Here is a 19,935-nt window from a genome sequence, read left to right as displayed (position 1 = left end):
TTCTAATAAGAAGAAATCCCCTTCCCGCCTTTTGTTATTAAGGTGCTGATTCTTTCCATACCAGTAATAATGGGTTTCGCACGACTTATTAATCTTTGGGTAGCTTCAAGACTTAGAGATGCTTGATGGGCTTCTTCATTAGCCCATACTTCATAAACATAAACAGAACTTGGCTCATTCTCAGAAATATTCACTAGATATATTTCACATTCATCTAGATTTCCCATTGATTCTGCTGCTTCTAAAAGAAAATCAATCATTTTTTCTTTTTCGCCTTCATGTACGATAAACTTGTTAAATAAACTAAATTTGCTCATGCTCTTCCTCCTTCATTTTTCCATCTATTAAGTATTTCGATATCTAAACACGCTTCTCCTATTATTCTCAGAAATAAAAAGGAACCTTATTTATATAAATCTTTCTAAATATTCACCAAATATTTTATTCATAACTTTGGGGGTGTTTTCTAAATAAACATTAATTTGTTCCATGTTTGATTCGAATTGATCAGCGTTTCTTTCATCTGTTGGAAAATCAGATATTCCTTTAATAATAATGCATTCAACATCATTCTTCTTACAGATATAAGCAATTGCAGCCGCTTCTGTATCGGCTATTGTTATTTCGTTTTCTTTCAGTTCTAAATAGTCCTTCCACATAACTACTGCTTTATCAGCGGTGCCAATTGTTCCGGTATAAAAATCATTTTCATATTTTGATAGATCCATATCGACTATGAAGGATTGTTTAATAAGAGGCTCGATTTCTTTTACTGTGCAATCATATTGAACGGCTTTATCGGGTACAAAAACATCCAAAATACTGAACTTTTCATCTATTCCTGCACATGTTCCAGCAACGATTACTTTAGTTAAATTAAATTTAGAAATCATATACTGATTTCCACCAACGCCATTTACTTTTCTAACACCTGTGCTATAAAAAATAAGTTCGGTCTCATTAATGGTTCTTAAGAAATACTCACCATAGGGATAACTGAAACGTTCACTATCTTTTATGCCGAAATACTCCAATGTCGCTTCATATTCCCACTTCGTTGCTATACTTATTCCTATCATCGACTTATCACCCTTTTGTCACTACTAAATGTATAAACACGGTCTGAAATTCATTTTTCTCCCTATCCTTCTATACTCTGTTCATCAATAATTCGTTAGTAATATGTAAATATCCTTTTTTACTAACCAGCCCCATTTATTAAACAAGAATCGTCCACATTTATGTACAGCATTGCTAAAAAATCTTTAGTTAATCCCTTGTTCTTTCAAAGCATTAAAATATGCTTTAATATTACTTCTTCAAACAACAAACAAAAAACTCCCTTTCTGTATGGTTCTAATGCCATACAAAAAGGGAGTTTTTTTCTTATCCTTATCTACCTTACTCGCCTAAATCCACATTATGATATACTTGCTGCACATCGTCTGACTCTTCAATCGCATCAATCATTTTCTCGAATTGTGCTTGTGCTTCTGGATCTAATGTTACGTCATTTTGTGCAAGCATTGTTAGCTCAGCTACTGTGAATTCTGTTACACCAGCTTGTTTAAATGCTTCTTGTACAGCGTGGAATTGATCTGGCTCTGCGTATACAATAACAGAATCTTCTTCTTCCATAATATCGCGTACATCTACATCTGCTTCCATTAGAAGCTCTAGTGCTTCTTCTTCTGTTTTTCCTTCTACCCCAATAACCGCTGTTGCATCAAACATATATGAAACGGAACCACTTACTCCCATGTTTCCGCCATTTTTACCAAATGCGGCACGAACATCTGAAGCCGTTCTGTTTACGTTATTTGTTAACGCATCAACGATTACCATCGAACCGTTAGGACCAAAGCCTTCATAGCGAAGCTCATCATATGTTTCTTCTGAACCGCCTTTTGCTTTTTCAATCGCACGGTCAATAATATGTTTTGGTACACTATATGTTTTTGCACGCTCTAGTACAACTTTTAACGCTTGGTTAGATTCTGGATCTGGTTCCCCTTGTTTTGCTGCTACAAAAATTTCACGTCCGAACTTTGCATAAATTCGACTAGTATTTGCATCTTTTGAAGCTTTTTTGTCTTTAATATTGTTCCATTTACGACCCATTATGAACACTCTCTTTCTGCTTATACATTCAACTTATTTATTATAGATAAAAACACAGCACTTCTTCAACTTTTATTTATTGTATTTAGGCGTATATCTACCCGCCATTTCTTAAAGCCACTAATATTATACATGAAATGGCCATTTTATTCAGCTTTTTGTTAAAAACTTTGTGGCAAAGCTTGGACAAATTTGTCCAGAGAAAATTCTGACATTACTTTTATATCTGCTATTTAAGCTCCTTCTTTATACATTAGCCGGAAATTCTCCGCTTATTCTGTCTCTTCCACTAGAAAACCACAATGAATAATAACAGAGCCTAATACAAAAAACTTGCAACAAAAAGTTACAAGTTTTATTATATATCACTAATTTTGTACTAGTAGCTTTTCTCTTCTTTCCTTCGCTGCCTCTACCATTACTTCTAGAGCACCGATTGTTTCTTCTTCATTTCTTGTTTTCAAGCCGCAATCTGGATTAATCCAGAATAAGCGTGGATCAAGAACAGCTAGAGCATGTTCAATGTTTCGAGTAATCTCTTCTTTTGTTGGCACTCTTGGACTATGTATATCATATACGCCAAGTCCTATTCCTTTTTCATATGTTTTCTCTGCAAATGTTTGAATAAATTCCCCGTGACTTCTGGAAGTTTCGATTGAAATCACATCGACATCAAGTGCATCAATGGCATCGATAATGTCCTCAAAATTCGAGTAGCACATATGGGTATGAATTTGTGTTTCTCTTTCCACAGACGTTGTTGCGAGTTTAAAAGAGTAGACAGCTGTATCTAAATAATTCTTCCATTTTTCTTTTTTTAATGGCAGTCCTTCACGAAGGGCCGGCTCATCTACTTGAATCATGCGAATATCATTTCTCTCGAGCTCCTTCACTTCTTGCTTGAGGCTGAAAGCGATTTGTTTTGCTACTTCTGCTCTTGAAATATCATCTCTTACAAAGGACCAGTTTAAAATGGTGATTGGCCCTGTCAGCATTCCTTTTACAGGCTTAGTCGTCAGCCTTTGCGCATAGACCGTTTCCTTCACCGTCATCGGATTCACATAAGCGACATCGCCATAAATAATGGGCGGCTTCACACAGCGGGAACCATAGGATTGGACCCAACCAGAAGCTGTAAACTGAAAACCAGCTAGTTTCTCGCCAAAATATTCAACCATGTCTGTCCGTTCAAATTCTCCGTGTACCAATACATCCAATTCCAGGTCTTCTTGTATCTCTATCCATTTTTTAATTTCTGCTTGAATAAAAGTCTCATACGCTTCATTGGTTATTTCCCCTTTTCGCCATCTTAACCGCTCTTTCCGCACCTCCTTCGTCTGTGGAAAACTTCCAATTGTCGTTGTTGGAAGAATTGGAAGTTTAAAAGCTTCTTGTTGTGCTTGCTGTCTTACCCTTGCATTATCGCTTCTTTCTGGTTTTTCAGCAGCCCTTTTTAATTTTTCTTGAAGAACTTGATTATTTCTTGCAGTGGAAACATTCAATCTACTAATCGCTTCTTTACTTTTATCGATTTGTGCTTGAATGACGGCTTTTCCTTTTCTCGCACCCTCTGTTAACGTATTTATTTCTTGTAATTTTTCATCAGCAAAAGAAAGTGCCTCTTTTAAAATCAGAGCTATTTGCTCTTCCTTCACTGTTACCGGTACATGAAGTAAGCTTGATGACGGCTGGATAATTATCTTGTCACTTCCAATAGCCTTCTGTATCTCTGTAAGCAGATTCCCCTTTTCTTCTAAATGAGCCCTCCACACATTTCGCCCGTCAATAATTCCAGCAGCAAGAATTTTCTCTTCTGGAAATCCATATTGCTGAATCGAAGCTAAATTCTGTCCGTCATCATGAACAAAATCTAAACCAATTCCTGCGACAGGTAACGAAATAATCGTTTTATAATCTGTGACAGCATCAAAATACGTTTGTAGAATCACTTTTAATTTTGGCGCCGCCTCCTGCAATGTTTGATAGATTTGCTGTGTAATGTTCCATTCTCTTGGTGTGACATCTGTAACTAAATATGGTTCATCTATTTGAAGCCATTCCACTCCCTCTCTTTCTAGCTCTGTTAAAATCTGTGCATATAAAGGAAGATAGGATTCCACTGTTGCTTCTAGCTTATCTTCTTCGTAGCCTTTCGCTAATTTTATAAAGGTCAGGGGTCCTAACAATACCGGTTTTCCCTCGATTCCTAATGCTTCCTTTGCTTCCCGGAAAAATGCCAGTGGGCGATTCTCTGTTAATATCGGCTTTCTTTCCCCCAACTCTGGAACCATATAATGATAATTTGTATTGAACCATTTTTTCATGGCTGATGCTACTGCATCCTTATTACCTCGAGCAATCTGAAAATAAGTTTGTAATGGCACTTTTCCCCCATTATAAGCAAATCTAGCTGGCACTTGCCCAAACATTGTAGCCGTATCTAATACATGATCATAGAAACTAAAATCACCGACAGGAATTAAATCAATTCCTTGAAGCTTTTGCTTTTGTATGTTTTTTAATCGAAGCTTTTTCGTTTCTTCCAGCAGCTCTTCTTCCGAACACTCCCCCTTCCAATAACGCTCCAATGCTCTTTTCCATTCTCGTTTCTCTCCAATTCTTGGATAACCTAAATTCGAACTTTTGTACATGCTGTTTCCCCATTTCCGATTTTTTTATCTCCAGCAAAAGTTAGTCAAAAAAGAGCCTGACGTCCACATATCTATATAGAAGCTCTCTACTTTTCTTGCTTCTTAGATAAACAGTGGAGTCAGACTCTTATGAGATCTCTCATTTAAGTTCTGCACTAACTAGAGTTGAGACAATCTTTATCCCAACACATATTCTCCCTCCTCTATATCCACGTAGAGTAGCTTACTTACAAATAGGCAGGTCTCCTGACTTAGGATCATCACTCTTTCTCTCCTTCCCATCTAGTTAAGACAGTGGATATGAGAATTTGCTCCTCCTTACAGTGGCGGGACCGTGCCGGATTCTAACCGGTCTTCCCTTTTAAGCCATGAATGGGAATTCACAGCACCTATTTGCGCTATTTAGTTTTTTTCGTTGCTTACCAAAGCAAAGGCAACCGTAGCTAGACACCAATTGGCTTCAAAAACTTTCTAGAAAAAGCCAAAAACCTCCCTTGTAAAAAAAGAGAGGTTTCGTCGTGTATCTTTATCCCCCTCTTATCTTTCAAAGCATCACCGCTTTGCTGGAATTAGCACCTTTTCTTTTAAAAAGAATGGTTGCTGAGGTATCAACGGGCCAGTCCCTCCACCTCTCTACATAAGAGTTTTTTATGTACTTTTTCGAATTAACAAAATATTAGCACGGTAATTTCTCGTTGTCAATTCTTGTTTTACATACTGTAAATAATTTTTTTATTCCTTTTGGGTACGTAAAATTTTTAGGATTATACGCCTTTTCCTATTTTTACATGATCAATTTCTTTCTACTCCTTCTTGATTGCGAACATTTGTTCTGGTATGATAAAACCATTAAGGAGATGATTGATATGCTGCGCGATCGAGGCACGATTAAATGGTCAGCGATGATGCTGCCAGAGCATGTTCAAAGTATAAAAGAGATTTTAGTGGAATCACAAAAAATAAAAATGCCGATTTTAGAAGAAGATAAAATACGCGAAATGGAGTTACTGTTACTTGAAGGAATCGAATATAATCTTTTGCTTCACTTTGAGATTTTTCATGATGGAGCTATCAGGTGTTTATCTGGAAAAACAACTTCTATAGACCATCTAAACCGAGAGCTTCGTATTCTAGATACAAATAATCATACGCACTCCATTCCTTTTCACAGCTTGGTAAACATACAAAACGATTAATAACAAAGGAGCATTACCGTGTTTGATTATACGCAATTTCCAAATAGAGCAATTCTTTGTGTAGATATGAAAAGCTTTTATGCGAGCATTATTGCGGTCACAATAGGATTAGATCCCCTCACCTGCCATCTTGTTGTTGTCGGCAATACCGACCAAAAGGGCAGTGTCGTCTTAGCGGCATCTCCTGCCATGAAGAAAGACTTTCGAATAAAAACAGGATCTAGACTTTTTGAAATACCAGAGGATCCAAGAATTATTGTGAGTAATCCGAAAATGGGACTATTCATTCGAGTATCGACCGAGATAACGAAATTATTTTTCCGATATGTGCCCGCCTCTGCTGTCCATACTTATTCTGTCGATGAAAGCTTTCTCGATGTAAGCGGAATGGAAAAAAGCTTTGGTACTCCATTGGAAATAGCACAGAAAATAAAAGCCGATATTATGCGTGAGTTTGGTTTGCCTTCCACGATTGGCATTGGCCCTAATATGCTTATGGCAAAGCTTTGCCTTGATTTAGAAGCGAAAAAAGTAGCTGGCGGTATATGCAGATGGTCTTATGAAGACATCCCTAATAAATTATGGCCGATTTCCCCGCTGCGCGATATGTGGGGAATTGGAAAACGAACAGAAAAAACGTTAAACAATATGGGAATATTCTCGGTTGGCCAGTTAGCACACTATGATTTAACATTGCTCGAGAAAAAATTCGGGCTTATGGGCAATCAACTTTACCACCATGCCTGGGGAATTGATTTATCCGAAATTGGCGCCCCGATTATGCAAGGACAAATCAGCTACGGGAAAAGCCAGATTTTGCTGCGAGATTATAAAGAAATCGACGAAATTAAATCCGTTCTCCTTGAAATGTGTGAGGATGTAGCCAAAAGAGCACGAAGCAATCATCATGCAGGGCGAACGATCACCTTAGGGATTTCTTACAGCAAGGATGAATTCGGAGGCGGTTTCCAACGATCTCGGACCATTGAAAACCCAACCAATGTAACCATGATTCTTTATCAAGTCTGCCTTGCGTTATTTCATGAAAACTATCGGGGACAAACTGTTAGACAAATTTCTGTTTCTATTACAAAATTAGAGAATGATTATGAAATGCAATTAGATTTATTTGATACAGGCGGCTGGAAAAAAAGGAAGCTTGGGTATGTTGTTGACAATATCCGAAATCGCTATGGATCAACTGCCCTCTTACGTGCTGTTTCCTACACATCTGGGGGTACGGCTCTAAAGCGCGCTAATCTACTTGGCGGCCATAAAAAATAAGAAAATGAGGTGGATTGATGTTAAAGCGAATCCGGTTAAAAGAGGAAAATGTCCCTTCCAAACATAATTATCCTTTTACAATCCCTGCACTCCGTCAGTTCCACTCCCTTGATTTTAAAAAGAATGTGACGTTTTTTGTTGGAGAAAATGGTTCTGGAAAGTCTACCTTGCTTGAGGCAATTGCCTATCAATGCCAATTTAACACAGCAGGCGGTGGCAGAAATAACAGCTATGATGTTCATTCCTCTCAGTCCGATTTGGGAGAATATCTACAGCTATCCTGGTCTCCTATTAAGCTTACGAATGGATTTTTTCTGCGGGCGGAATCTTTTTATGAATTTGCCACACATATTGATCAACTCGAAAGTGGAAAAAAGTATGCAAGCTATGGCGGAAAATCATTATTACAGCAGTCTCATGGCGAATCCTTCTTATCTCTCTTTCTCCATCGATTTAGAGGAGAAGCGATTTATTTATTAGATGAGCCGGAAGCTGCATTATCGCCACAGCGGCAATTAAGCTTTCTCCGCATCCTCCATGATTTAGCAGAGACCGAAGAATGCCAATTTATTATTGCGACTCATTCTCCAATTTTATTAGGCTATCCAAATGCGACGATTCTTAGCTTTGATGGAAATCATATAGAGGAAATTGAATACGAAAATACAGAGCATTATCAAATTACCAAATACTTTTTGCAATATCGGGAGAAAATGCTGCGAGATATATTGGAGGAAGAAACAGAAGAGATGTAAAAATCTGGACATTGGATATTCTCATCTTAATAAGTAAATAGTATTATTATCTGATTACTTAAGGAGATTATTATGCTTGGATTATTACTCTCTGTCTTTATCTTTAATTTTATTGCCTATATAACGAATAAAAAATTAACGCTCAATCAAGTTTTACATATATGGATATTCACTATCGCCTTTCAACAGCTCTTTGATTTATATATCGATGTAGGATACCACGCATACTGGTACTTCAGTAAATCAGAGGTGGATTGGGAATCTATTATTCACATTTTATTTTTGGTACCGCCTGTAAATATTATTTTCCTAAATCTTTATCCGATGAAGAAAAAGATTCTACATAAAATTTTATTTGTTTTCGCATGGAATTTTATCATTGTAGGATATGAATGGCTCACTTTATTCCCATCACCATGGGGATATTTTCATTATGGCTGGTGGAAGCTCTCCTACTCCTTTTGTATCAATCCAATTTTACTATTTATTTTAATAAAATATTATAAGCTAGTAACCAAACTGGAGAAGAAATCCCTTTCGGCGATGGAATGATTATTCTGTTGCTTCTGGATTATTATGGTGACTCCTTTAGAATTCCCGCCTTTTCTTTCTTCTTACAGTTTGGTTTAATTGAAAAACCCTTGCTATTCTATACATTCACCAAAACAGCCCATATACCTATTGACACTATTCCTATAAATAACAAATAGGACTATAAACTCATATTTTTTTATAAATCAGTAAAAAAATACGACTTTATACCTTGAATTAACCGAATAACATGGTAGAATTAAATTTGGGCAAATTTTACGAAAGTAAAAGACGCAAAGCCACGGGCCTAAAGCAATTGCTATGGTAGCCGGGTTGCCAAGATTATACATATATCTTGTTGAAAAATCTTCCTGTCTAATTTGCCTTAAAAATTAGAAAAGAGGAATGTTATGTTTTATCCAACCGTAGTAACTGAAAACCCATGTGTTCGACATGTGGTAAAGGACAAGAATTACTGTATGTGTGGATCGAAATACAAATCGTATTCTACCTTTAAAAGATCAGACTTTAAACGAATTGAATTCAAGCAGTTAACAGATATCACCTGTCCTTACTGCCAATCCATCATTAATTAATGATGGATTTTTTATTATTGTCTTGTTTTAAACGAACGTCCTCTATTTTTTTGCTCTTTTACCCAAACTTAAATGGGCATTGCATTAATTATTCTTCCTTGAATACTTTCTCATCTGAATTATATTTTTTTTAGGATAATCTCCATCATTTGAAGAAAACTAAAAGCGGTTTCATCTTTAGGTATTTAAAAATCTTTCAAAATGGAGATGCAGTATATGTCTATTAGTTTTTTTCGAATTTGTATGATTTTGATTAGTTGGGCAAGCCTATTATTTCTTCCAAAATCTGTTGTTAGAAGATTTCTTCCCGTCACTTTTTTCTCTGCTTCTATCCTTTTAATCGAAACTCTTTTATCCCTTATCTTTAAATGGTGGAAGGTAAAAGGTGGATTAAACGCATTAGTTGCCGATGCATTAGGGTTTATATTCGGACCATTTTTAGCGATTAATATCTGGATTTTTCATTTAACGCATAAGAAATTTCTTGTATACACGCTCGTCAACTTACTCATGGATCTTCTCTTTGCCTTTCCATTAAATGCATTTTTCCAAAAAGTAGGCTTCTATAAATTAAAGAAATTCACATCCATTCATTTATTCCTGATTTCATATGCTTTATCGTTCTTTAATTACTGGTTCCAGAAATATATTATTTCCGGAAAAAATATAGAAACTAGAACATAAGTATTCCAGCCCAGGTGAAAGCCAAACAATTACACGAAATTTCATTAACTTTGACAAAGCGATTGACATCATTATTATGATGGACAATAAGTATTGTACAATTTAAAAAAACGGTCAAGTTTACTGTCATTTGTAGTACCAATTTTATTGATCTTTGCTACGGATTCCCGCATCTAGAATCGAGAGAGTTCGCATTTATCGGTTGGGAGATAGGGTTAAGCACCTGAGTTGAAAAATAGACGTAAAAATTCCGCTTATTTGGTAATTATTATTTAAAAAAGCTAAAATAGACGGAGAGATTCCGCCTATTGACTCGGAAAATGCGAAAATGGGAGGTTTTGCTTTGCATAATCGGAAAACCTACCCTTATTTACCCTGAAATAAGCTCCATTCTGCATATAACCGGAAAATCTCCGCTTATTTTCCTTTTACTGTTTACTCGATTCAGGACAAGACACCTTAATTAAAAGGGAGTGAGTTTGATCCCATAATCCAAGGAACCCTCATTTTAAAGCATTACGGCAACCTGTATCACAAGTAAGTGATATTTTATATAAATAAGGTGTTTGTATTCCTAATATAGAAACTCGCCATATGAGCGAGTTTTCCTTTTTTATATACCAATAACGAAGTCCATACCATTGTCATTTCGTCACGTATTTTTAGAAATGCACCTCAAAACGGAACCCTTTAAAATGGAACGAATTCGTTTTTACACTTGACTATATTTAAAACATAAATAATCAGGATATGAAAGGAACCTTTATTTAATAGGGAAATTAGAGATTGTTCGTCTTTACAGATTGGCTATTTAGTTTTGTCCCAGCCCCTTCTCTTTCTTAATTTCCGCTTTCCCATTCAGCAATTTCTTTTCGAACAATAGGTGCTACTTCTGTTCCAAGCAATTCAATTGCTCTAAGCACTTGATCATTTGGCATGCTGCCGACTGGAACGTGAAGCATAAAGCGAGTGATGCCTACGTTTTTGCGAAGAGCGATAATTTTATCCGCAACCGTGTGCGGGTCTCCTACATAAAGTGCTCCATTTTCGCTCCGGGCTGCATCGAAGGTTTCTCTCGTATAAGAGCCCCATCCTCTTTCTTTTCCAAGAACATTCATAGCATATTGCGTAGATGGGAAGAATGCATCTGCCGCACTTTCTGTTGTCTCTCCTACGAATCCATGGGAATGAGAAGCAACTGTTAACTTCTTCGGATCATGACCGGCATGCTCTACTGCCCGGTAATAAAGATCAACAAGTGGCGCAAACTGTGCTGGATTTCCGCCAATAATCGCCAGCACTAGCGGCAAACCAAGAATGCCTGCACGTACAACAGACTCGCTGTTTCCACCACTACCAATCCAAATTGGCAATGGATCTTGGACTGGTCGAGGATAAACACCAAGGTTATTAATCGCCGGACGATGGTTTCCGCTCCATGTCACTTTTTCTGATGCCTGCAATTTTAAAAGCAAATCTAATTTTTCATCAAATAATTCATTATAATCATTTAAATCATAGCCAAAGAGGGGAAATGATTCGATGAAGGAACCACGACCTGCCATAATTTCAGCACGTCCATTTGAGAGTCCGTCGAGTGTTGAAAAATCTTGAAATACTCGGACCGGATCATCAGAAGAAAGCACGGTAACTGCACTTGTTAAGCGAATATGACTTGTCTGTGTAGCAGCCGCCGCTAAAATCATCGCAGGTGCTGATGCTGCGTAATCTTTCCGATGATGCTCCCCTACTCCAAATACATCTAAGCCCACTTTATCTGCTAAAATAATTTCTTCTACTACTTGACGAATTCGTTCTGCATGACTAACGACCTTCCCTGTATGAGGGTCTGGTGTTGTTTCCACAAATGTACTTATTCCTATTTCCACTATGTATATATCCTCCTTAATGAAAAACAAAAAATCAAACTAGGTACTTCTTCTCTTATTAAAACAGGAGATGTCTCGAATTACAACTATTGTGTGCTTCTGAAAAAAAGGAATGAACTTCACGCACTTTTCCCTTACAATAAGGGAAACATACATAATTTTACTGGAGGGATACGATGTTTCAGCATACAATCGATGACAATTTAGCATTAAGAGTGTTCCGTTTAGATGACGCGGAGGAATTTTTTCAATTAACGATGAAAAATAAAGCCTATTTAAAAGAATGGCTCGGCTGGCTCGATTATACGAATACAGTAGAAGATACGAAAGAAAATATCCGTGCAAGATTGCAAGGAATTGTAGAAACAGGCGGCTATCCAAAATCCGTTGCTATCCTTTATAAAGGAAAGATTGCTGGAACGATTGGCTACAATGAGATTAACCGTACTAGTAGAATCGGGACAATCGGCTATTGGTTAGGAGAAGAATATCAAGGAAATGGAATTATGACAAAGGCCTGCGAAGCATTCATTACATATGGCTTTACAGAATTAAATCTTAATCGAATCGAAATTGCTGCAGCAACTGAGAACAAGAAAAGCAGAGCACTGCCAGAAAGGCTAAATTTTACAAAAGAAGGTACGATTAGACAAGCGGAATGGCTTTATGATCATTATGTGGACCATGTAATCTATGGACTGTTACGGGAAGAATGGGAAAGAAATCAAAGCTGATTTGGAGGGATAGAATGAAAATCATGGAAGTCAGCCCCTTTTCAAAAGAGGCAAAAATACTCATGGAGGAATTATCCTCAACCCTTGAATCTTTAACAGAAAGCAGTGGACAAAATTCTATTCAACTAGAAGACTTGACAAAGCCAAACGCGAAATTCGTTGTTGCCTATGAAAAAGGAATACCAGTCGGTTGCGGTTCCTTTCGTCCACTCACCCCTGAGATTGCCGAAATAAAAAGAATGTATGCGAAATACCCTGGTCAACAAATTGGAAAAACCATTCTTCTGCATTTAGAAGCATTAGCCAAGAATGCTGGCTATAAAAAAATCTGGTTGGAAACAAGAGTAAAAAATAGAAATGCCGTTGCATTCTATCAGAAAAATGGCTATAGCAAAATAGCGAATTACGGGAAATATGAGCATATGCCAGAAGCTATATGCTTTGCAAAAATCTTAGATTAGACGCTCCAATACTATTAGACATAACCAAAAAGGACGGGATTCTTATGTTTTATAAACTAACAAAAGAACAACAAAACGCCATGATTGCAGACATTCAATACTTCTTTTCCGAAGAAAGAGAAGAAGACATCTCCGAATTCGCTGCCGAAAGAGTGTTAGACTTTGTGAAGGAATCCCTTGCTCCTCATTTTTACAATGCCGGGGTTAAGGATGCAAGAAAAATAGTCGAAGAAAGAGCTAGTTCTCTTGAAGACGAGCTATTGACACTTGAAAGACCGATTAAATAAAAGCCCTCTATCTTCTACTTTAATCCAAGGGTGAGATTAAGCTCTCCCCTTCTTTTTGTTCTTTTTCAAAAACTAATTCCATCGTTAATTCCATTCCACTATTTCCAAAAGGCGGAGTTAGGATACGATGAAGCCTCCACCCCTCTTTTGCGTACTCATGAACAATTGCTTGATAAACCTATTTTTGGTTTTCTACTTAATCCCCCAACTGGTATAGACACAAATCGATATTCATCCCCACTCGCTCGTTTTATTATGTTTTTTATCTTACATAAATTTATTCATTTGGCATATATTATAAACGAACAAACGTTCTAAAAACCTTTAAAAAGAACAGATGTTCTGTTATTATATAAAATATAGAAGGAGTGTGTTTTGCATGATTAAGGACCGTGGAACAAAAAAATGGGTGGCGATGATGCTGCCAGAACATGTTGCTGCTGTGAAAGAGGAGCTATTAAATGAGAAGAAAGGAAAAAAACCAGAATTAGATCAAGAAAAGCTAAATGATATCGATTTACTCATTCACGAGGGAATGGAATACCATTTATTCCTGCAATTTTCATTATTTAAACAAGGCTTTACCGAAACACTGATTGGAAGAACGGTTTTTATTGACTACATAAAAAAAGAACTTCGAATCGAGGACGAAAACAATACCATTCACTACATTCCGTTTCATATGCTAATCGATGTGGAACGCCGATAATTTAGAGGAAACCATCATGAATAGACGATCAAAGGAAGAAACAAAAATACTGGAGCATCTCATTTATCTACCTCTCTTACTAGCTGTTCTAGAAAGAGATTACCAGCAAGCAAAAACAACTCCCTTTAAACTCAATCAAGTCTATATAAACCTTATTGAAAATACAATGTTAAAAGTCCAAGCTGATTTAAAAGAATTCAAGGAGAAAATGTATAAAAATAAAATGAAATTGGTAAAGGGAACTACAGATAAAAGCTTTACCGAATATCATTATTATGTGGCCAACTATCACGAAGTCCGTCGTTATTCTAATACGGCATTAAAGGAAAATACGGAAAAGCTATTATATTACTATTTATTTAAGGAAAATGCTGGTTAATCAGCATGAAGCTTTATCACGCAACAAAAAATCCCTCTCCAAACGAAAAAAGCAATGCAATCCTACGAGTAGGAAAACATTGCTTTATCCCTTATTCATACGCTTTTACTATTCCATGAAAAAAGAATGCTGGAGTCATGTAAGCTTGCTTATTTTTTCCAAAATAACTGACACGTCCCCTTCTTCCTTAACCGTGAATAAATAATCTGCTTCTCCTGGTATTGGATTGAGTGCCTCCATACCTGTTTGCTTATCCTGACGAGCAAGCACCTCATCATAAGAGGAAGCGGTTCTTAAACGAAGTGTATCTCGGTTGTTTTTAGCAATTCGCTCTTTTAATAAGCTTATCGGAAGATTAAAATGGACAAGAATAGAAGTAAAATTATGTTCTTTATAGTAGGAAAGCAATTCCTTGCGACTTTCCTGATTACGATTGGCATTGCACAAAATAAGATGACAATCCGAGTGATGAATGGCATAATCAACAATCATTTTTGTCAGTGTATGCTTTATATGATTAGCCCCATCCTTTGGCACCAGCTTTTCATAATAGGTCTGTAAAAATTCGCTATGATTATCTTGGTCGACAACAACCGCATTCTCAAGCTTTTTTTCTAACGCTTTTGCAAATGCTGTTTTTCCGCTATGTGTCATGCCAACTGTCATGATGACTAATCTTTTCATCCTTTTCCCCTCCACCAAATAGCAGTTACCTTTATTCTACAAAAAACAATTACCTTTTCCCATCAAAAAATCTATTTCATGTATATCTCCTTCCTCTTTTGGAAGGATAAAAGGGTTGTATGATTTTAAAAAAAGGAGTTCGAGGATTCATGTATTTTTATCGAGAAGATTTAATCAATATGATCGTCCCTGACAAGCCTGATCCTAATGCAGCAAAAGTGTTGCAAGAAGCGTTAGGTGGCCAATTTGGAGAAATGCGAACAATGATGCAATTCTCTTTTCAAAGTGCTAACTTCCGTGGAAAGGCAAAGCAATATCGTGATTTAATTCGCGGCGTTTTTTTGGAAGAGCTCAGCCATATCGAGCTCGTTCAGACTACTATCAATCAGCTGCTAAACGACTCAGGTGAAAGCATGCCAGGTAATTTAGCCAGCGACGGAGCTCCTTTAGATGATGTAATAAAAGCTGGTGCAAATCCTCATCATTATATCGTTGGTGCTAAGGCATCTCTTCCTGTTGATGCAGGTGGTAATCCATGGAATGGTTCATGGGTGTATGATCACGGTAATCTCGTTGCAAATCTGTTGAATAATGTCGTGTTGGAATCAACTGGGGTTCTACAAAAATCAAGAATCTATGAAATGAGCAGCAATAAGACATTAAGGGAAACCATTGCCTTTTTAATTGTCCGTGATAATGCCCATCAAAATGCCTTTGCTAAAGCATTAGAAACATTAGGAGTAGATTGGGGGAAAATCCTCCCTGTTCCAAACTATGATATTAATAAATATCCAGAATGTCGAAAATATGTGGAAATGGGCTTCCATAACGCACAATTTAATTTCCGCCTTGATAATACAAGAATGGGTGAAATCTTCCAAGGAACAACACCAAGCAGAAATAATGGCGACTTAAATGTTGTGCCACCACCGCAAGGACACCCGGTTCCAGAGCTACCAGATATGCCAAATGAGCATGCATCTGGACTTGCTGATTTAAATAATTAATTACTTAGATAAAAAAATGGGAAGAAGCTTTTAAGCCTCTCCCATTTTCTCCTTTTAACGAATTCCATCAAACGTGATTGTATAAAAAATTTGCTTTCCTATAGTATGAAATAATCGCTCTACTCAGGATGAAATGAGCAGAGCTTTTGTGTTCCTAGCTGGCAAAAATATTGGTTGTCCATCCTCTTTATCTTATGCACTATATGTAGAGTTGGAGATAGTAAAATAACATTTTTTATTTCTAATTTCCTTTGAATATACATAGTATACAAGGAACCAAATTAGATTTTTCTCTAAAAAACATATCTTTTTCTGCAAAGAAATATAGATACCAGATAGAGGTTACGCTGATGCTTCCATTATTGTTGGAGATTATTCCGCAAATAATCTTCGTGTTTTTTCCAAATGAGAAATACAAAATTTAGTGATTATTAGGAGGAATGTAGATGTTTCAGCCCACTCCTGCAACAACCGCGATCGTTATAACAGACCCACAAAATGATTTTCTGTCTCCTGGGGGGAGAGGATATCATTTAACGAAAAAAGTTATCGAACAATACGATACGGTAAAAAACCTTGAACTCCTGATGCGTACAGCACTAACCAAAGGCTACCAATTATTTATTTCTCCTCATTACATTTTACCTCATGATTACGGATGGCAACTAACAGGAAATGAACAAAATATGTTATTAAAGCTAAAGGTTTTTCAAAAACAAAATGCGTATACGCCACCAACAGCAGGTGCAGATTGGGTTCCTTCCCTCGCTCCCTATATCCTAAATCCCAAAACAGTGATAGCAACGGCACACAAAATTGCTAGTCCTCAGTCCAATGATTTATTATACCAATTACGGCAGCATCGAAAAGAGCAAGTGATTTTAGCTGGAGTTCTATCCAATATATGTGTAGAGTCCCATATGAGAGATATAGTCGAAAATGGCTTTAAAACAGCAGTTGTTTATGATGCAACAGCAGCTATAAGTGAACAAGACTTTTATGCGGCTGTAACAAATTTCCGCGCTTTTAGCAGTGCGACTTGGTCAACAAAAGAAGCTGTCTCTCAGCTTTAGCTTGTATTTCTTTTTAAAAGGTAATAAAATAGGAAACCTTTCCCTCTTCTCTCCCGTATATAAATAAACAATAAAGAGTGCGGAGGGATTCATTTGAACTATAACAAAAAATATTGGATTTTAATGCCACCTTTTTTAATAGCCTGCATCCTGCTTATTAGTGTTCTGCCAACTGAAAAATATTTCATTCCATTATCTTTACCCATTATATTCTGGTGTGTTTATTATGTATGGAATCGTTATGACAAGGACTCGAAACAGTAGCTTCTACTCTTATTCCTGTTGTATGGACAAGTCGATAGCCGTTTAACGAGTAATCCACATCCTTTAATAGAACAATAAGGAATGCCGATGGAGAATCGCAAGAGAACATTAAATAATCAACACTCTTCCAAACAATAACAAATGTAAATAATTACTATTTCTATTTTTGGTGTTTACTGGTAAAATAAAGGGAAAATTATGCAATGATAGGAGTAATGATCAATGTGATTGGATTACTAATTTCCATCCTTCTTTTTAACTTCTTTGCCTTCCGATTGAATAAGCACTTGAACAAGAATCAGCTACTACATATTTATATTTTTTCCATAGCGTTCCAATTATTATTTGATATCATTATCGATTTTAAGCTACATGCATATTGGTATTTTACGATTGACATAGAATGGCATGTTTTATTATATGCTATCTTTCTAGTACCTCCCGTTAATATCATTTTTCTCAATTATTTTCCTTTCCAAAAATCTTTTTTACATAAAATAACGGCAATTCTGCTGTGGAATATTGCATTTCTACTCTATGAATTTTTTACACTTTTTCCAGAGCCTTGGGGCTACTTCCATTATGGTTGGTGGAAATGGTGGTATTCTGCTTTACTTAATCCGGTTTTATTATTAATCGTCATTAAGTATTTTCGTTGTATCAAAAAAATAGAAAGTTCGTTATAACGTTTAACAGCTAGATTATTTGGGCTTTTTTTACATATATTTTTCCCTATAGGTAATACTATTACTAATTATCTATTGGAGCAGGTGAAGCTAGTATGATGAATATGGAAAGATGGATTTTAATCGGAATTATTGCCATAAGCATCCTTGCCATTTTATTTCTTGTTCCCAAAAATAGAGCTAGAGAAGCTTGGGTGATATTTTTATCTTTGCAAATTATCACTTGGCCAGCAGGCTTACTTGCAGTGGAATGGAATATGATTGATTATCCTATTCAGCTTTTCTCATTTGCAAACGAATTTAATCGATCTAGCTTCACCTTTGAATTTTTTCTTTTTCCCGTTACAGCCATTATGTTTAGTTTATACTTTCCTAAAAAAAGCAAAAAAACAGGGACCTTTTTTTATTATTTTCTCTTTGCTGGCTTTTTCACTTGTCTGGAAGTGATAATTGAGCGCTATACCAAGCTTGTGGACTATCTAAGCTGGCAAGGAACTTATACCCTGCTATCTGTTATGGTTACCTTATTTATTAACCATACTTATTACATTTGGTTTAAAAAGAGGCTAAAAGGAACGGAAACGAAATGAATAAGGAACTAGTTATTTTATTTCTTTCATGGATTATCTGTGTATTTTTGCTCCTTACCTTTATTCCCAAAGAGAGAAAAAGGTATTTTCAAATTATTTTTTTGTTTGCCCATGCAACAGCATGGATATTTCAATATATCCAAGTTAATATGGGCTTAGTAAGCTTTCCATACCGAGAATTTGAGCATGCAACCAAAATGAGTTTTTCTCTCTATTATTTGGTATTGCCGACTTTCGCTGTGTTTTTCATGCTTTTTTATCCGGAAAAGAAAAGTTGGATCAGAGTATTCATTCACTATCTTATTTTCAGCAACGGAATGCATTTTTATATGTTTTTAGTGGAGAGAAATAGTGAACTTGTTCATGATATAAACTGGCATTGGTGGTTTGCTGTCAGTATCGACCTATTTATTTTGTATCTTGTGAAAACATTTGCGTTCTGGTTTAGAAAGGGTTTGAATGACAAAATCAGCTAAATAAATGGCCAAATCCCCTTTTTTTGCTAAAAGAGAATTTGGCCTTTATTTCGCTATACAACTTGGAAAATTTGCTGCTTAACATCTTACATATTTACGTTTAAAACCAAGTATTCCTCTATCTAAATCCTTTTGAATTTTTTCTGACACATTAGACATCGTACTTTTTTTCTTGCCTTTCTTGATTTCGACTAGCCCAACCTCCTTAGCAGTTTCTACTGCTTTTTCATGAAGAGGCACATAGGAAATCGCAATAGTGTAGATAAAATTATTCATAGCAAGATTTCACGGTATCTGGAGATTGATGAATCGTATTTTTCACTTGATCCAGCATACTTGCAAGCTTGCTTTCACTAAATTCAAAGTCCTGTCGATTTCCTAAAATCCAGCAATAACAGCTCCAGCCTGCTGACATTCGAAGCTCTTCTCCGCTTGCGATCCATTTATCGGCCACAGCTTGGGCAAATTTCGTTTCTGCTAAAGATACAGCCACCACATAATCAGATAGCATAAAGAAATAGGCCGCATCTATCCACCGTTCAAAATCTTCCTCTGTCATGATATCCGGATCACAAATGACACCAGCAAAATACATTGCATCATAGTTGCCTGTTGCGTATAGCTCCTCTGCTAACGCTTGATTTTTCTTAATTTTTCTAGCAATTGGCTTCATCGCGCCGGTTGCCACCCCAAAAACAGGCTCCTTGGCACCATTGCCCATATAAAGCTTTTTCGTCCTTTCCTTCCCTAGTGCTTCTAGTTCTTGCATAACTGTTTCCTTGTCCATAGTTTCCTTTCCTCCTAGTAATATTTATTCTGACCGCCTGCTTCCCCCTTGCCATCACGAGTTATCATAAAAATCATTGATAGAAGGAATC

At 36.5% G+C, this 19,935-nt stretch carries 22 protein-coding genes, 1 pseudogene and 3 riboswitches; of the genes and pseudogenes, 15 read left to right on the top strand and 8 right to left on the bottom strand.

Going from position 1 to position 19,935, the window contains the following annotated elements; genetic code table 11:
* Window positions 1–2: 2 nt before the first annotated feature.
* The 4 genes from NYE52_RS09685 to metE all read right to left on the bottom strand — a co-directional run bounded on the left by NYE52_RS09685 (window position 3) and on the right by metE (window position 4,772).
* Window positions 3–317, bottom strand: coding sequence for a putative quinol monooxygenase (locus NYE52_RS09685; protein ID WP_341192873.1), 315 nt, complete (start codon window positions 315–317; stop codon window positions 3–5).
* Between the two features lie 90 nt (window positions 318–407).
* Complete coding sequence (locus tag NYE52_RS09680; RefSeq protein WP_341192872.1) at window positions 408–1,079, bottom strand: 5'-methylthioadenosine/S-adenosylhomocysteine nucleosidase family protein; 672 nt, start codon at window positions 1,077–1,079, stop codon at window positions 408–410.
* Window positions 1,080–1,401: 322 nt separating this feature from the next.
* The gene (locus NYE52_RS09675; RefSeq protein ID WP_341192871.1) at window positions 1,402–2,121 is read right to left on the bottom strand and encodes a YebC/PmpR family DNA-binding transcriptional regulator; all 720 of its coding nucleotides are present in this window, start codon (window positions 2,119–2,121) and stop codon (window positions 1,402–1,404) included.
* Window positions 2,122–2,489: 368 nt separating this feature from the next.
* Window positions 2,490–4,772: a 5-methyltetrahydropteroyltriglutamate--homocysteine S-methyltransferase gene (gene metE, locus NYE52_RS09670; protein WP_341192870.1), complete on the bottom strand. Its 2,283-nt coding sequence runs from the start codon at window positions 4,770–4,772 to the stop codon at window positions 2,490–2,492.
* 219 nt (window positions 4,773–4,991) lie between these two features.
* A riboswitch (cobalamin riboswitch) is annotated at window positions 4,992–5,180 on the bottom strand.
* A gap of 126 nt (window positions 5,181–5,306) precedes the next feature.
* Window positions 5,307–5,416, bottom strand: a riboswitch (SAM riboswitch).
* A 222-nt stretch (window positions 5,417–5,638) separates the two neighbouring features.
* Between metE and NYE52_RS09665 the strand changes: the two genes are divergently transcribed.
* From NYE52_RS09665 to NYE52_RS09645, 5 genes are all read left to right on the top strand, one after another.
* A complete protein-coding gene (locus NYE52_RS09665; protein ID WP_341192869.1) occupies window positions 5,639–5,968 on the top strand; it encodes a YolD-like family protein in 330 nt (109 codons plus the stop codon).
* A 66-nt stretch (window positions 5,969–6,034) separates the two neighbouring features.
* Complete coding sequence (locus NYE52_RS09660) at window positions 6,035–7,252, top strand: Y-family DNA polymerase (protein ID WP_445669144.1); 1,218 nt, start codon at window positions 6,035–6,037, stop codon at window positions 7,250–7,252.
* A gap of 14 nt (window positions 7,253–7,266) precedes the next feature.
* Window positions 7,267–8,007 (top strand): AAA family ATPase, encoded by a 741-nt coding sequence (locus NYE52_RS09655; RefSeq protein WP_341192867.1) that lies wholly within the window; start codon window positions 7,267–7,269, stop codon window positions 8,005–8,007.
* A gap of 72 nt (window positions 8,008–8,079) precedes the next feature.
* Complete coding sequence (locus NYE52_RS09650; protein ID WP_341192866.1) at window positions 8,080–8,559, top strand: hypothetical protein; 480 nt, start codon at window positions 8,080–8,082, stop codon at window positions 8,557–8,559.
* A 237-nt stretch (window positions 8,560–8,796) separates the two neighbouring features.
* Window positions 8,797–8,879, top strand: a riboswitch (cyclic di-GMP riboswitch).
* A gap of 471 nt (window positions 8,880–9,350) precedes the next feature.
* Window positions 9,351–9,818 (top strand): hypothetical protein, encoded by a 468-nt coding sequence (locus NYE52_RS09645; protein ID WP_341192865.1) that lies wholly within the window; start codon window positions 9,351–9,353, stop codon window positions 9,816–9,818.
* Between the two features lie 839 nt (window positions 9,819–10,657).
* Here NYE52_RS09645 and NYE52_RS09640 read toward each other — a convergent pair.
* Window positions 10,658–11,707: an LLM class flavin-dependent oxidoreductase gene (locus NYE52_RS09640; RefSeq protein WP_341192864.1), complete on the bottom strand. Its 1,050-nt coding sequence runs from the start codon at window positions 11,705–11,707 to the stop codon at window positions 10,658–10,660.
* A 176-nt stretch (window positions 11,708–11,883) separates the two neighbouring features.
* Here NYE52_RS09640 and NYE52_RS09635 point away from each other — a divergent pair, with 176 nt between their 5' ends.
* From NYE52_RS09635 to NYE52_RS09625, 3 genes are read left to right on the top strand one after another with little or no spacing between them, the layout of a single operon-like run.
* A complete protein-coding gene (locus NYE52_RS09635; protein WP_341192863.1) occupies window positions 11,884–12,441 on the top strand; it encodes a GNAT family N-acetyltransferase in 558 nt (185 codons plus the stop codon).
* Window positions 12,442–12,455: 14 nt separating this feature from the next.
* Window positions 12,456–12,902: a GNAT family N-acetyltransferase gene (locus NYE52_RS09630; RefSeq protein WP_341192862.1), complete on the top strand. Its 447-nt coding sequence runs from the start codon at window positions 12,456–12,458 to the stop codon at window positions 12,900–12,902.
* Between the two features lie 44 nt (window positions 12,903–12,946).
* On the top strand, window positions 12,947–13,189 hold the full coding sequence (locus NYE52_RS09625) for a DUF2164 domain-containing protein (RefSeq protein ID WP_186238109.1): 243 nt from the start codon (window positions 12,947–12,949) through the stop codon (window positions 13,187–13,189).
* A gap of 19 nt (window positions 13,190–13,208) precedes the next feature.
* Here the strand turns inward: NYE52_RS09625 and NYE52_RS24715 are convergent, their stop codons facing one another.
* Window positions 13,209–13,313 (bottom strand): hypothetical protein, encoded by a 105-nt coding sequence (locus NYE52_RS24715; RefSeq protein WP_445669143.1) that lies wholly within the window; start codon window positions 13,311–13,313, stop codon window positions 13,209–13,211.
* A 255-nt stretch (window positions 13,314–13,568) separates the two neighbouring features.
* Here NYE52_RS24715 and NYE52_RS09620 point away from each other — a divergent pair, with 255 nt between their 5' ends.
* Together NYE52_RS09620 and NYE52_RS09615 are read left to right on the top strand one after the other, a co-directional pair.
* Window positions 13,569–13,898: a YolD-like family protein gene (locus NYE52_RS09620; RefSeq protein ID WP_341192861.1), complete on the top strand. Its 330-nt coding sequence runs from the start codon at window positions 13,569–13,571 to the stop codon at window positions 13,896–13,898.
* A 16-nt stretch (window positions 13,899–13,914) separates the two neighbouring features.
* A complete protein-coding gene (locus tag NYE52_RS09615) occupies window positions 13,915–14,277 on the top strand; it encodes a hypothetical protein (protein WP_341192860.1) in 363 nt (120 codons plus the stop codon).
* A 135-nt stretch (window positions 14,278–14,412) separates the two neighbouring features.
* Here NYE52_RS09615 and NYE52_RS09610 read toward each other — a convergent pair whose 3' ends face one another.
* Complete coding sequence (locus NYE52_RS09610) at window positions 14,413–14,961, bottom strand: AAA family ATPase (protein WP_341192859.1); 549 nt, start codon at window positions 14,959–14,961, stop codon at window positions 14,413–14,415.
* Window positions 14,962–15,110: 149 nt separating this feature from the next.
* On the opposite strand from NYE52_RS09610, the gene NYE52_RS09605 reads away from it, so the two are divergent.
* The 5 genes from NYE52_RS09605 (at window position 15,111) to NYE52_RS09585 (ending at window position 19,057) form a co-directional block, all read left to right on the top strand.
* A complete protein-coding gene (locus tag NYE52_RS09605) occupies window positions 15,111–15,968 on the top strand; it encodes a manganese catalase family protein (protein WP_341192858.1) in 858 nt (285 codons plus the stop codon).
* A 446-nt stretch (window positions 15,969–16,414) separates the two neighbouring features.
* Window positions 16,415–17,041, top strand: a complete 627-nt coding sequence (locus tag NYE52_RS09600) for an isochorismatase family cysteine hydrolase (RefSeq protein WP_341192857.1) — start codon at window positions 16,415–16,417, stop codon at window positions 17,039–17,041.
* A gap of 467 nt (window positions 17,042–17,508) precedes the next feature.
* Window positions 17,509–17,991 (top strand): hypothetical protein, encoded by a 483-nt coding sequence (locus tag NYE52_RS09595; protein WP_341192856.1) that lies wholly within the window; start codon window positions 17,509–17,511, stop codon window positions 17,989–17,991.
* A gap of 95 nt (window positions 17,992–18,086) precedes the next feature.
* Window positions 18,087–18,581, top strand: a complete 495-nt coding sequence (locus tag NYE52_RS09590; RefSeq protein WP_341192855.1) for a CBO0543 family protein — start codon at window positions 18,087–18,089, stop codon at window positions 18,579–18,581.
* Window positions 18,578–19,057, top strand: a complete 480-nt coding sequence (locus NYE52_RS09585; protein WP_341192854.1) for a CBO0543 family protein — start codon at window positions 18,578–18,580, stop codon at window positions 19,055–19,057. The genes NYE52_RS09590 and NYE52_RS09585 overlap by 4 nt, the downstream gene beginning before the upstream one ends.
* Window positions 19,058–19,135: 78 nt before the next feature.
* Here NYE52_RS09585 and NYE52_RS09580 read toward each other — a convergent pair.
* Window positions 19,136–19,844: pseudogene (locus NYE52_RS09580) on the bottom strand (DNA alkylation repair protein).
* Window positions 19,845–19,935 lie beyond the last annotated feature (91 nt).

Origin of the sequence: Niallia sp. FSL W8-0635 (assembly GCF_038007965.1) — a bacterium.
Taxonomy (GTDB): Bacteria; Bacillota; Bacilli; order Bacillales; family Cytobacillaceae; genus Niallia.
Note: the sequence above shows the minus strand (reverse complement) of the source record. Positions and strands in the feature narration are given on the sequence as shown.